This is a genomic window from Methylobacterium sp. Gmos3 (genome assembly GCF_056430985.1).
The window spans coordinates 292,363-304,900 of record NZ_JBWJYL010000008.1 but is presented as its reverse complement, the minus strand read 5'-3'; the positions used below and the strand labels follow the sequence as shown (position 1 = coordinate 304,900).

Genomic DNA, 12,538 nt, shown 5'->3' with positions numbered 1-12,538 from the left:
GCCTCGCGGCCGTGACGGGCCCTGAAGGGGCAGGGAGCCCGACACAACCTCGGAAAAGGATCATGCTGCGTCGCGAGCAGTGATGGCGACACACATGTCGTGATATGGGAAAGAGAAACACGCGCGCCTGAGACAGATCTACTGGTACGGTAAGAATTTTTATCTGGCGCTTCGAGCCGAGCACGGAATCACACCTGTCCGAGTTCGTGCGAGAGACGGTCCCGAGCCCGGCTGACCCGACTTTTCACAGTCCCCGGCGGGCAGCCGATGATCGCCGCCGCCGCCTCGTAGGTCAGCCCCTCCACGGCCACGAGCGTCAGCGCTTCGCGATGTGCGGCGTCGAGCCGGTCGAGAGCCTGTTGCAGGTCGCGCAGGTCGACCTTGTGCTCCTGCGACGCCGGTTCCGACAGGGTGCCGGCATGCGCGCCGTCCGGATCGGCGACCTCCCGCCAGTATTTCCGCCGTCCGTTGATGTGGCCGTTTCGCAGGATCGTGAACAGCCACGCCACGAGGTTGCTGCCCATCTCGAACCGGTGACGCGATTCCCACGCCTTCAGCAGCGTGAGCTGAACGAGGTCGTCCGCCTCGATGGCGTCATGGGTGAGAGACATTGCGTAGCGACGCAGGCGCGGCACCATCCCGATCAGATCGTCCTTGAAGGCCGCTGGGGTGCCTCCCCCGTCGGGCACACGCAGGGCTTCCGTGAGACGGGCCAGAACTCGCCCAAGAGGCGAATCTTGGTCGATTTCTACAACCTGTGGATAGTATTCGCGGAGGCGCCTGCCCAACTGTGCGTTGACAAAAGTCAGCACGTCGCCCGATGCGGACACCGCATCACGATCTTCGACTGCTTGCTGCAAGGATGCGTCACTCGTCGTGTCGAGGGAGAGCTGCCTGCACCGCTACAAAGCGGCGGCGGCCTGGAGACGACTTATTTTTGGTCGTTCCCCCCGCCGTCAATGATACGACGATACCAGTGAATAAGCACAATTTAATGGAACCGGGTCGTGCGCAACCCGTTTTCGCCCCGCTGTCGGAAAGGCAGCCGGATGCGGAAAGGGACACGATCAGCCGTGACGACGGGTGTCGACAGGCATGAACTCCGGCAGATCATCGCCGGCCTCAGCGAGGGCGTGATCCTGGTCGAGCCCGACCAGACCATCGCCTACGCCAACGAGGCCGCGCTGGCGATGCACGGAGCCGAGAGCCTCGACGAGCTGGGCGCGACCATCGACGCCTACCGCGAGAAATTCGCCTTGCGCTACCGCAACAACCGGGCGCCCGACAGCTACCCGATCGAGCGGGTGGTGGCGGGCGAGCGCTTCCACGACGTCATCGTGGAGGTGACGCGGACCGACAAGCCCGATCTCGATTTCGTGCATTCCCTGCGAAGCCTCGTAGCAACCGATCACGAGGGCAAGCCGAGCTGCCTCGCGCTGATCCTCAAGGACGTCACCGACCAGTTCGAGGCCGAGGACCGCTTCGAGAAGACCTTCGCCGCGAACCCGGCGCCGGCGGTGATCACGCGGCTGTCGGACCTCCGGCACGTCAAGGTGAACCACGGCTTCCTCGAGATGACCGGGCACACCCGCGACGCCGTGATCGGCCGCAGCGTCTACGAGGTCGACGTGCTGGCGGGTGCGCGCAATCGCGACCTCGCCGTCTCGCGCCTCAACGAGGGGGCGACCGTCCCGCAGATGGAGGCGTGCCTCGACCTGCCCGATGGCGGCAACCGCTTCGTCATCGTCGCCGGCCAGCCCATCGAGATGGGCGACGAGCCGTGCATGCTCTTCACCTTCGCCGACCTCGAATTGCGGCGGAAGGCCGAATCCGCGCTTCGCCAAAGCGAGGAGCGCTTCGCGAAGGCGTTCCGCCTGACCCCCGTGCCGACGGTGCTGGCGCGGGCGAACGATCTGCACGTCACCAGCATCAACGAGGCCTTCAGCCGCGTCTTCGGCCTCGGCGAAGACCGCATCCTCGGCCGCTCCCTCAGCGAGGCGGGGCTCTGGGTGAACGAGACCCAGCGCTTGAACTTCGAGACGGCGCTCGAACGCCAGGGCTACGTCCTCGGCGTCGAGGTGTGCCTGCGGCACGAGAGCGGCCCGAACCTCGATTGCCTCGTCTCGGCCGAGCGCGTCGAGATCAACGACACGACCTTCGTGCTGCTGGTGATGCAGGACATCACCGACCGCAAGCACACCGAGCGGGAGCTGTTCGAGGCCATCGAGACGGTGATGGCCGACACGTCCTGGTTCAGCCGGGGCCTGATCGAGAAGCTCGCCAATCTGCGGCGTCCGAGCCGGCCGGACTTCGACCCGTCCGTGCCCGAACTCACCGCGCGCGAACGGCAGATCCTGAACCTGATCTGTTCCGGCCTCGACGACGGGGCGATCGCCCGCAAGCTCGGCCTGTCGCGCAATACGGTCCGCAATCACGGCGCTGCCCTCTACCGCAAGCTCGGCGTTCACAAGCGCACCGAGGCCGTCGTGTGGGGGCGCGAGAATGGCTTTCCCGTGCATCTCTCCGGTACATAATTTTCACGCTACCGGTATTTTCTTACCATTGAACGGCGGGACGAAGTCTACATCTGCCGAACAGTCACGGTGGGCCGCCTGTAAGCGCGGCGGAGCGTGGCGAAGAACATGAGTTTGTCTTCGGCTCTGCGGCTCAAGTCGTGGAGCGGGAAGGCCGAACGCGTCCCAATTCCGGGGCGCAGCACCGAATACACTTTCATGGAGATCGACATGGTGGATACCGATCGGATCACGGGTGCCGCGAAGGAGATCGGCGGCAAGGTGCAGGGCGCCATTGGCGACGTCACCGGATCGCACCGCGATTCCGTCGAGGGCCGCGTGCGCGAGGCCGGCGGCCAGGCCGAGAACCTTTACGGGCGGGCCAAGGACACCGTCCGCGACGTCGCCGACGATGCCTACGGCTTCGCCGAGGACGCCTACGAACGCGGCGGCCACTACCTCCGCCGGGGCTCCCGCGAGGTGAGCCATCAGGTCGCCGAATACCCCCTCGCCTCCCTGCTCATCGCCGGCGCCGTCGGCTTCGGCCTCGGCCTGCTCGTGAACGCGACCCGCGACTGAGCCGCCGCGACACCCTTCGACTTTCCGAACTACCCGGAGTGACAGCGTGACCATTCAGACCAGTGTTTCCCCCCTCGGCGCGGAGGCCCACGCGGATACGCGTGCGGTCCTGCTCAACCAAGTGTCCTGGGGGGCCATCTTCGCCGGCGGCGCCATCGCCCTCGTGTCACAGGCCGTCATCAACCTGATCGGCGTTGGGGTCGGTCTCGCCAGCGTCGGGGTCAATGCCACCGACAATCCGGCCGCCTCCACCGTCTCGGCCGGCGCCGGGATCTGGTTCGTGGCCTCGGGCATCATCGCCTCGCTGATCGGCGGCCTCGTCGCCGGCCGCCTCTCCGGCAAGCCGCTGCCGGGCACCGCCGGCCTGCACGGCCTCGTGTCCTGGGCCGTCACCACCCTCGTGGTGCTGTACCTGCTGACCTCCGCCGCCAGCGGCCTCGTCGGCGGCACGCTGAGCACCGTCTCGGGCGCCCTCGGCGGCGCCGGCAACCTCGTCGGCGGCACCGTCCAGACCGCCGCTCAGGCCGCGGCACCGTCGCTGTCGAAGATCTCGAACCCCCTCGACGGCATCGAGCAGAAGGTCCGTGAGCAGTCCGCCGGCCAGGATCCGCAGGCCGCCAAGGATGCGGCGGTGGCGGCGGTGAAGGCCGTCCTGACCGGTGATCCGGCCCAGAAGGAGCAGGCCAAGAACCGCGCCGCCGACGCGTTGGCCAAGGCGCAGGGCATCTCGCCCGACCAGGCCAAGGCGCAGATCGACGACTACCAGAAGCAGTACGAGCAGGCTGTGACCACCGCCAAGCAGAAGGCCGAGGCCGCCGCCGTGGCCGCGAAGTCGGCCGCCACGCAGGGCGCCTTCTACGCCGCCATCGCCCTGGTGCTCGGCGCCCTCGCCGCCTTCCTCGGTGGCCGCTTCGGCGCCCCGAAGCCGGCGACGCTGCTCTCGTCCTACGACGCCCGTCGCGTCTGATCCCCTTCACCGGCTCCCGCCCTCGGGCGGGGGTCTCTATCGGCCGGGGCACCCGGCCTTCCTCTCGCAGCAGGAGCACACACGATGAGCAGCACCACCGACAAGCTCAAGGGTCTGGCCAACGAGGCCGTCGGCAACGTCAAGCAGGGCGTCGGCAACGTGACCGGCAACGACAAGCTCGTCGCCGAGGGCAAGGCGCAGGAGCTCAAGGGCGAGGCGCAGAAGACCGTCGGCGACGTCAAGGACGGCGCCAAGAACATCGCCGACAAGATCACCGGTCGCTGAGCGGCCGGATGGGCGGCGGGGTCGAGCGGCCCCGTCGTCCGCTCACATTCTCACGGTCGAGGATCATAGGATGAGCAAGGGATACCCTTCGATGACCGCTCTGCTGGGCCTTCTGGCCGTGGCGGGCTTCCAGAACCGCGACAAGATCTCGGAATGGCTCGGAAGCCATTCGACCGAGCCGCACCGGTCGCCCGTGCCGCCGGTCCGCGATACGCAGGCGCCCTCGAACCTGTCGAGCATCCTCGGCGGCGTGGGATCGGCGGGCGTAGGCGGGCTGATCGCCAGTGGCCTCGGTGAGCTGGTGGACCACTTCACCAAGGGTGGGCACGGCGAGACGGCCAATTCCTGGATCAACCATGGTCCGAACCGCGACATCCCCGAGGCGGACCTCGAGCGCGCCATCGGCCCGGAAACCCTGGATCACCTGACGCGCCAGACTGGGCTGAGCCGCGCGGCGCTGCTGTCCCGTCTCTCGCGGGAGCTGCCTTCGGCCATCGACCGCTACTCGCCGGACGGCCGTCTCCCGGTCTAACGCGGCGACCGATCACATCGAGGCGGCTTCAACCCTGTCACCTCATCCTGAGGTGCCCGCGTCAGCGGGCCTCGAAGGAGGGCTCCAGCCTACCGCGCGATCCCTGGAGCCCTCCTTCGAGGCGGCTTCGCCGCACCTCAGGATGAGGTGACGATCTGGAGAAGGCGGGCTGAACCCAATCTTTCGGGTGCGTCTCTAGCGCGGTTCCGGTCCGATCTCGATCACCTGCTCAACCGTCATTGCGAGCGACAGCGAAGCAATCCGCCACGGTTCGACCAACGTCCCATTGCGCTGGATTGCGTCGCTCCGCTGGCAATGATGGTCATCGGGAGAGGGCCTGCCTCACCCGGATCGACACTGGCCCTCGACGGCCCGTTTGTCTGCCAAGGAACGCGCGACAGCCAGAACCTGGCGACGAGCCGCATCGTCGGGGAGACGGTGCCAAAGTTGCAGAAGTTCGGTTGCCGATGATTGTCGCGTGTCTTCCCGGGCGCCCGCGAAGTCACCGACCGCGCAGCCGAGAACGTCGGCAATCTTTTGAAGTGTTCGGGAGGATGGAGGCGTAGCCTGTGCAGAGCTTTCGGGGCTTCCCACGGCCATACCTCCTTCGGACGAAACGCTGATTACCTTATACTGCCCGTTCACCACCACAAGGTTATCGTTCGCCGCCGGTAAAATAGTACCTGTTCTGGTGCGAACGAACCGGTCCCGGTGGGCTCACAACCGACGTAATTGCTCCCTATAGCGTCGACCCGGGTTCGGGTGTCGGCAGCGAAGATCCAAATCCTAGGTCGAAAATCCGTATATCGGGATCATCGACCTTGGGATGATCTGGGTGCCGTCGATTGCTCAGGTCCCTAACGAAGTGTTAAGGCCAAGCTGAGAAGTGTTGGCCTTCTGGGGCACCTGCGCATAGCCATGAGAATGACGCTTATCGCCGTCGTCGGCGTCGCCCTGGCGGCCGGAGGCTGCTCGCTGCGCTCGCCCAGCAGCCCCGGCACATACTCGTCGCTGCAGCCGGATATCGCCGTCGCCGCGATCCAGGCTCCCGAGGCGGCGCAAGGCGCGGCGCTCCCCTCCGGCTTCGAGGCGGCTCCGGCCGCCGCGCTCATGCCCGGTGATCCAACCGGGCCGATCCGGGAACCCCGCGCCGGGCGCGTCGATCCCATCGCCGCGCTCAGCGCCTCCGCGCACGCCCGCGACCGCTGGGAGGCCCTGAAGCCTGGCGACCTCAGGGCTCATGCGCCGGTCATCTCCTCCGGTTCCGCGAGTGCGGAGGGGCCGAGCACGCCCGCCGCCGCCTCGATCGCCGCGTCGGCCGCTGCGGCCGATGGCTATGACCGCGAGGCCGCCATGCAGAACTTGATCAATGGCGGCAAGTCTGCAGGCAAGCGCATCTGCAACGGCTGCTGAACGTGAGCAAAAGCACGAAGTAGATTGTGCGCCGCCGAGATGTCCCCAAGCAACGTCCCTGCAAAATAAATCTAACTTGAGTCGGGCCGCACTCTGACACATCATGCAGGAGGACGACCGTACAACAACTTACGACCGAGGACATGATGGAGCAGGGCTCCGCTTACATTGATTTCGCCAGTGACATCGTTGTCGCCTACGTCGCGCACAACCACGTCGCCACCACCGACCTGCCGGCCCTGATCGCCAAGGTGCACACAGCCCTGCTGGCCCTTGCCGAGGGCACGGCTTCCTCCGCGGAGGAGCCCACCCCCGCGATCACCGCGGCGCAGATCCGCAAGTCGGTCCAACACGACCGGCTCATCAGCTTCATCGACGGCAAGCCGTACAAGACGCTGAAGCGGCACCTCACCGCGAATGGGCTGACGCCGGACGGCTACCGCGAGCGGTTCGGCCTCCCCGCCGATTATCCGATGGTTGCGGCGGCTTACAGCGAGAGGCGGTCGAGCCTCGCCAAGGCCCATGGCCTCGGCTCCCAGGGCGCCGCGCGCCTCGCCTCGTAACAATGGCGTGAAACGTTCCGCCTGATCGCGTCGCTGCGCTGAGCGTCGGCGCGGCGATCCAGGCGGCGCGGTCTTTCGGTGCCGGTGAGCGGGTGTCAGGGGTCCTTCCGCGTCCCGCGCGCCACCTCGACCATCTCGTCGTCGGGCAGCGGGCGCTGAAGCGTCATCGCCTCGGCGGTGGGGGCTTCGAGCCAGGTGGCCCATTCCTCCGGCTTGGTCAGCAGCACGGGCATCGCCTTCGGATGCACCGGCCCGACAACGCCGTTCGCCTCCGTGGTGAGGAAGGAGAACAGCCGGTGCTCCTCCTCTGCCCGGTCGGGGTTCTCGGCCTTGGTGCCGCGCACCCCCGTCCAGGGCCGCCAGATGCCGGCGAAGGCGAAGGGTGGGCGCTCGTCGTTCAAGGCGAACCACACGGGAGTCTTGCGCGGCTTGGTGTCGGCGTATTCCGAGAAAGCCGTCACCGGCACGAGGCAGCGATAGGCCGGCTTCAGCCAGGGCCGCCAATGCGGCGAAGCGACGTTGCGGACATTCGTAACCGGGCGCTCGCCGAAGGCCTTCGGGCCGGGGATGCCCCAGCGCATCATGGTGAGCGTCCGGCCGCCCTCCCCCGCAACCACGACCGGCGCCATCTGGTCGGGGAAGATCGCCGGCAGTTCCGGCATGTTGCCGGTTTCGTCGCGCTCGGCGCCGAAGAACGCGCGCAGGGCGGCCGGCCCCTGGCGGCCGAGACTGTAGAGATTGCACATGGTCCACCGCTCGCTGGCGGGACCCTATACGTCATTGCGTCGCTGCGCTCGCAATTACGAGGTGTTCTGACTAGTGGATCGAAACCAGCTGCGTCGCGTAGGCCACCACGGTCTGCGTGACCGGCAGGTCGTAGGCGTAGACGCGGCCCGCGAGGATCGCGAGCGCGAGGCTCCAGAACACAGCACCGCCGATCCGCCGGGCGGTGCGGTCGCCGGCATTGCTCGTGCAGGCGGACGCGATGCCCTCGGTAACGGGCTCGCCGAAGGGGTCGTAGGCGGTCTCAACCGAAGGGGAGGTCGCCGTGGCGGACGTGTTGCGCATGATTGGAAATGTCGCGCTCGGACCCCTTTCATGCAATGGACGCGTCTTCCGAAGTTGCGTCGCTTGAGAGAGTGTCCTTCTCTCTGGAAGGCGAGAGACGACCATTTTCTTTTCCGGGGGGTCGGAAGGCAGATCGTGAGTTCGCAAGCATCCTCGCAGACGCCCGCGCAGGGCGAGGCCGTCCGGTCCCCGTCGATCATGCCCGGCATCGGGGTGTGTCTCGCGATCACCCTCATCGCGGTGTCGGGCCAGGCGATTGAGGAAAGGATCTTCTCCCACCCGTATGTCGAGGCGCTGGTCCTCGCGATCCTTCTCGGCATCGCCGTGCGCACGGCCTGGACGCCGGGCGCACGCTTCCGCACCGGCATCGCCTTCTCGGCTAAGCAATTGCTCGAAGTGGCGGTCACGCTGCTCGGCGCGTCGCTGAGCCTCGGGGCGATCCTCGCCTCGGGTCCGGCGCTGATCGCCGGCATCGTCGGCACCGTCGCCATCGGCATCACGGCCAGCTACGGGATCTGCCGCGTGCTCGGCCTGCCGGCGCGGATGGCGATCCTCGTCGCCTGCGGCAACGCCATCTGCGGCAACTCGGCCATCGCCGCCGTCGCCCCGGTGATCGGTGCCGAGCCGAAGGACATCGCCGCCTCCATCGCCTTCACCGCCGTCCTCGGCGTGCTGATGGTGCTCGGCCTTCCCCTCTTCGTGCCGCTCGCCGGCATGAGCGACAACCAGTACGGCGTGCTCGCCGGCCTCACCGTCTACGCCGTGCCGCAGGTGCTAGCCGCGACGGTGCCGGTGAGCCTGCTCGCCACCCAGGTCGGCACCCTGGTGAAGCTGGTGCGCGTGCTGATGCTCGGCCCGGTCGTCGTCGCCTTCTCGCTCATCGCGCCGCGCCTGCCCGCCGAGGATGGCGGCGCCGCTCCGCGCAAGGGCGGCAGGCTCGGCTTCACCAAGCTGGTGCCGTGGTTCATCCTCGGCTTCCTCGTCCTCGCCTCCCTGCGCTCCCTCGGTCTCATCCCCGACGCGGCGGTGAAGCCGCTCACCCAGCTCGCAGGCTTTCTCACCGTGCTGTCCATGGCCGCCCTCGGCCTCGGCGTGGATGTCCGCGTCCTCGCCCGCGTCGGCGGCCGGGTGACGCTGGCGGTGACGGGCTCCCTTGCCGTGCTCATCGCCATCAGCCTCGCGCTGATCCGGTTCCTCGGAATCGCCTGAGACGCGAGGCGCCTGCGATACTTCGCTTTCCGCGTGTGAGGCTTTCGCGCCCTTGCGCGCGGACCCGGCCTTGGTCATAGCCGCGCATATGGGCCCCGAACCGCGGCTTCCGACAGCTCCATTCGTCTCGCCGTCGTCGCGGTCGCCATCCGCATGGGATGGGTTCCGTGGGTGACGCCCTCGCCTTCCTCGCCGGGGGTGGCGAGGCCGCGCGGATGATTCGCGAGCGGGACTGGACCGGCCATCCCCTGGGGCCGCCGGAGAGCTGGTCTCCCGAGTTGCGCACGGCGCTCAGCCTCGTGCTCAACTCGCCGGAGAGCATGATCCTCGCCTGGGGGCCGGACCTCACCTTCTTCTTCAACGAGACCTACTTTCCGCTGCTCGGCCCGCGCCTCCCGTGGGCGATGGGAGAGCGCTTCGACAAGGTCTGGGCGGATGGCTGGGACCAGGCCAAGCCGATCATCGACGATGCCTTCGCCGGCCGCTCGACCCGCTTCAGCGATCTGCCCTGGACCCTCGACACGGATCGCGGCGACGCGCTGACGTGGTGGAGCTTCTCCTATTCGCGCATCCTCGACGCGGACGGGAAGATCGCCGGGCTGTTCATCCTCACCAACGAGACGACGGAGCGCGTGAAGGCCGAGCGCCGCCAGCGCGACTTCGAGGACGCCCTTCGCGCAGAGCGCGACCGGGCGCACGACGTGCTCGACAACATGGGCGAGGCCTTCGCCCTGCTCGGCCGCGACATGCACATCGCGGACATCAATGCCGAGGGCCTGCGCATGGATGGGCGCGGGCGCGACGAGATCGTCGGGCGGCCCTACCGCGAGGCCTACCCGGACGCGGATCCGGTGCTGGAGGAGGCCTACCTGAAGGCCCTCCGCGAGGGCGAGCCCTTCACCATGGAGCACGCCGCCCCGGGCGGGGATGGGCGCGTGACCTGGATCGACATCCGCGCCTACCCTGTCGGCGACGGCCTCGCGCTGTTCTACCGCGACGTCACCGCCCGCGTGGCGCAGCAGGTCCGGCTTCGCGAGAGCGAGACGCTGGCGCGCGAGAACGCCGACCGCATCCAGATCGCCCTTTCGGCCGGTGCGATCATCGGGACGTGGTTCTGGGACCTCACCGTCGACCGTTTCACCGTGGACGAGGGCTTCGCGCGCAGCTTCGGCCTCGACCCGGCTCTGGGCCGCACCGGTCTGAGCCTCGCGCAGGTGATCGACACCGTTCACCCCGACGACAAGCCGGCCCTCGCGGCGGCCATCGAGGAGGTCATCGCCCGGGGCGGCAGCTACTCGCACCAGTACCGCGTGCGTCGCGCCGACGGGAACTACTATTGGCTCGAGGCCAACGGCCGCGTCGATTGCGCGCCGGACGGACGGCCCCTCGCCTTCCCCGGCGTGCTGATCGACCTCGATGAGCGCCGCAATCTCGTTCAGGAGCGCGACCGGGTGCGCGCGGCCCTGCGTGAGCAGGCCTTCGAGTTCGAGGTGCTGGCCGACAACATCCCGATCCTGTGCTGGATGAGCCGGGCGGACGGCCACGTCCATTGGTGCAGCCGCCGCTGGTACGATTACACCGGCGCGGAGCCCGGCTCGCTCCTCGGCTGGGGGTGGACCGCCGCCCACGACCCGGCGATCCTGCCGGAGGTGCTGAGCCGCTGGAACCGCTCGCTCTCGACGGGCGAGCCGTTCGAGATGACCTTCCCCCTGCGCGGCCGCGACGGGACGTTCCGCCCCTTCCTCACGCGCATGGTGCCGATCCGCAACGCGGACGGCACCATCGAGCGCTGGTTCGCCACCAACACCGACGTCGCGGAGCTGCGCGCCGCCGAGCAGGCCCTGCGCAACCTGAACGCGACGCTGGAACAACAGGTCGCCGAGCGCACCGCCGAGCGCGACCAGATCTGGAAGGCCTCGACCGACCTGCTCTGCGTCGCGAATTTCGAGGGCTACATCGTCAGCCTCAATCCCGCCTGGGCGGCGACGCTCGGGTGGTCCGCCGAGGAGCTGACCGCGCGCCCCTTCCTCGAATTCGTGCACCCGGAGGATGTGGAGACGACCCGCTCCGCCGCCGCCGGCCTCGCGCGCGGGTCGCCGCAGCTCGCCTTCGAGAACCGCTACCGCCACCGGGACGGCAGCTACCGCTGGCTCTCGTGGAACGCCGTCTCGAAGGACGGGAAGATCTATTCGACGGTGCGCGACGTCACCGTGATGAAGGAGCAGGCCGAGGCCCTGGCCCATGCCGAGGATGCCCTGCGGCAGGCGCAGAAGATGGAGGCGGTCGGCCAGTTGACCGGTGGCGTCGCCCACGACTTCAACAACCTGCTGACGATCATCCGCTCGTCCGTCGATTTCCTCCGCAGGCCGAACCTGCCGGAGGAGCGGCGCGTCCGCTACATGGACGCGATGTCGGACACGGTGGACCGGGCCGCCAAGCTCACCGGGCAACTTTTGGCCTTCGCCCGGCGGCAGGCCTTGAGGCCCGAGGTGTTCGATGTCGGCGCACGCCTCGATGAGGTTGCGGACATGCTCAACTCGGTCACGGGCGCCCGTATCCGGGTACGGACCGAGCAGCCCGACGCGCGCTGCCACGTCCGCGCCGATGCCAGCCAGTTCGAGACGGCCCTCGTGAACATGGCGGTGAACGCCCGCGATGCCATGCGCGGCGAGGGCGAGATGGTGATCCGCGTCGGGCGCGGGCAGTACCTGCCGGCGATCCGCGGCCATGCCGGCGCGGCCGGCCCCTTCGTCGCCGTGTCGGTGATCGACGAGGGCTGCGGCATTCCGCAGGAGAACCTTGCCCGCATCTTCGAGCCGTTCTTCACCACGAAGGAGGTCGGGCGCGGCACGGGGCTGGGCCTCAGCCAGGTGATCGGCTTCGCCAAGCAATCCGGCGGCGACGTGGACGTGTCGAGCGCGCTCGGGCGCGGCACGGTCTTCACCCTCTACCTTCCCGAAGCGGAGGCCGCCGCCGCCCCGCAACTCGAGGAGCAGATCGACGCACTGGAGCCGGAGGAACGCAGCCTCTGCGTGCTCGTGGTCGAGGACAACCTTGAGGTCGGGCGCTTCTGCACCCAGATCCTGGAAGATCTCGGCCACTCGACCGTCTGGGCGCACAACGCCGAGGAGGCCCTGGCCGAACTCGAGCGGGTGCCGTTCCGGTTCGAGGCCGTGTTCTCCGACGTGGTGATGCCGGGCATGGGCGGGATCGAGCTCGCCAAGCGGCTGCGGGTCAGCCATCCGGACCTGCCGGTGATCCTGACCTCCGGCTACAGCGACGTGCTGGCGCGCGAGGACGATCACGGGTTCGATCTGGTGCGCAAACCCTATTCCGCCGAGCAGGTGGCGGGGGCGTTCCGGAAGGTCGCGCTGAGCGGGCGCCTGCGCAGGCGCGGTCCGGGATAGGA

12 protein-coding genes are annotated in these 12,538 nt (G+C 68.1%); 9 read left to right on the top strand and 3 right to left on the bottom strand.

What is annotated here, in order from left to right; translation table 11 throughout:
* Positions 1-188 precede the first annotated feature (188 nt).
* Positions 189-860 carry a sigma-70 family RNA polymerase sigma factor gene (locus tag ACS5Q7_RS18720; protein ID WP_478340768.1) on the bottom strand — a complete coding sequence of 224 codons (672 nt, stop codon included), beginning with the start codon at positions 858-860 and terminating at the stop codon, positions 189-191.
* Between the two features lie 213 nt (positions 861-1,073).
* On the opposite strand from ACS5Q7_RS18720, the gene ACS5Q7_RS18715 reads away from it, so the two are divergent.
* The 7 genes from ACS5Q7_RS18715 to ACS5Q7_RS18685 all read left to right on the top strand — a co-directional run bounded on the left by ACS5Q7_RS18715 (position 1,074) and on the right by ACS5Q7_RS18685 (position 6,852).
* Positions 1,074-2,534, top strand: coding sequence for a PAS domain S-box protein (locus ACS5Q7_RS18715; protein WP_478340767.1), 1,461 nt, complete (start codon positions 1,074-1,076; stop codon positions 2,532-2,534).
* 210 nt (positions 2,535-2,744) lie between these two features.
* A complete protein-coding gene (locus ACS5Q7_RS18710; RefSeq protein ID WP_478340766.1) occupies positions 2,745-3,092 on the top strand; it encodes a CsbD family protein in 348 nt (115 codons plus the stop codon).
* Positions 3,093-3,138: 46 nt separating this feature from the next.
* On the top strand, positions 3,139-4,059 hold the full coding sequence (locus ACS5Q7_RS18705) for a PhnA-like protein (RefSeq protein WP_478340765.1): 921 nt from the start codon (positions 3,139-3,141) through the stop codon (positions 4,057-4,059).
* 84 nt (positions 4,060-4,143) lie between these two features.
* A complete protein-coding gene (locus ACS5Q7_RS18700) occupies positions 4,144-4,344 on the top strand; it encodes a CsbD family protein (protein WP_478340764.1) in 201 nt (66 codons plus the stop codon).
* A 70-nt stretch (positions 4,345-4,414) separates the two neighbouring features.
* Positions 4,415-4,876, top strand: coding sequence for a YidB family protein (locus ACS5Q7_RS18695; RefSeq protein WP_478340763.1), 462 nt, complete (start codon positions 4,415-4,417; stop codon positions 4,874-4,876).
* Between the two features lie 924 nt (positions 4,877-5,800).
* Entirely contained in the window at positions 5,801-6,289 is a 489-nt protein-coding gene (locus ACS5Q7_RS18690) for a hypothetical protein (RefSeq protein ID WP_478340762.1), read from the top strand.
* Positions 6,290-6,432: 143 nt separating this feature from the next.
* Complete coding sequence (locus tag ACS5Q7_RS18685) at positions 6,433-6,852, top strand: Ros/MucR family transcriptional regulator (RefSeq protein WP_478340761.1); 420 nt, start codon at positions 6,433-6,435, stop codon at positions 6,850-6,852.
* A 95-nt stretch (positions 6,853-6,947) separates the two neighbouring features.
* On the opposite strand, the gene ACS5Q7_RS18680 is transcribed toward ACS5Q7_RS18685, so the two are convergent.
* Together ACS5Q7_RS18680 and ACS5Q7_RS18675 are read right to left on the bottom strand one after the other, a co-directional pair.
* Positions 6,948-7,598 (bottom strand): SOS response-associated peptidase, encoded by a 651-nt coding sequence (locus ACS5Q7_RS18680; RefSeq protein ID WP_478340760.1) that lies wholly within the window; start codon positions 7,596-7,598, stop codon positions 6,948-6,950.
* Positions 7,599-7,668: 70 nt separating this feature from the next.
* A complete protein-coding gene (locus tag ACS5Q7_RS18675; protein ID WP_478340759.1) occupies positions 7,669-7,920 on the bottom strand; it encodes a hypothetical protein in 252 nt (83 codons plus the stop codon).
* A 198-nt stretch (positions 7,921-8,118) separates the two neighbouring features.
* Here ACS5Q7_RS18675 and ACS5Q7_RS18670 point away from each other — a divergent pair, with 198 nt between their 5' ends.
* Both ACS5Q7_RS18670 and ACS5Q7_RS18665 read left to right on the top strand, forming a co-directional pair.
* Complete coding sequence (locus tag ACS5Q7_RS18670) at positions 8,119-9,129, top strand: YeiH family protein (RefSeq protein ID WP_478340834.1); 1,011 nt, start codon at positions 8,119-8,121, stop codon at positions 9,127-9,129.
* Between the two features lie 167 nt (positions 9,130-9,296).
* Complete coding sequence (locus ACS5Q7_RS18665) at positions 9,297-12,536, top strand: hybrid sensor histidine kinase/response regulator (RefSeq protein ID WP_478340758.1); 3,240 nt, start codon at positions 9,297-9,299, stop codon at positions 12,534-12,536.
* Positions 12,537-12,538 lie beyond the last annotated feature (2 nt).